The sequence below is a fragment of the Cognatazoarcus halotolerans genome, from assembly GCF_009800965.1.
GTDB classification, from domain to species: Bacteria; Pseudomonadota; Gammaproteobacteria; order Burkholderiales; family Rhodocyclaceae; genus Cognatazoarcus; species Cognatazoarcus halotolerans.
Map to the genome: position 1 here is coordinate 1 of NZ_WUAF01000081.1, position 323 is coordinate 323.

A 323-nucleotide genomic window follows, 5' to 3' on the forward strand; every position below is an offset into this window, starting at 1 on the left:
GAACTTCGGCGTCTCCGACCCCGACAGCGCGAGCTTCACTTACACGGTGAGCAATGTCTCGGGTGGCTACTTCCAGCTCTCGAGTGCCGCCGGCACGCCGATCATGAGTTTCACGAGCGCCGATCTCACTGGTGGCCTGGTGCAGTTCGTCGATGATGGCAACGAGTTTGCCCCGAGCTTCGATGTGACGGCCAACGACGGCAGTGCCGACTCGAACACGCTGAGCGCGACCATCAGCTACACACCGGTGAACGATGCCCCGGTGCTCGACAGCGCGAGCCTGACGCTCTCTGAAGGTCAGACGGTGACGCTCTCGGATGCGA

Annotated in this window: 1 protein-coding gene; it reads left to right on the forward strand. The window is 62.5% G+C overall.

Going from position 1 to position 323, the window contains the following annotated elements; translation table 11 throughout:
• A partial coding sequence (locus GQB03_RS22755; RefSeq protein WP_200832437.1) for a cadherin-like domain-containing protein occupies positions 1 to 323 on the forward strand: 323 nt, incomplete at both ends.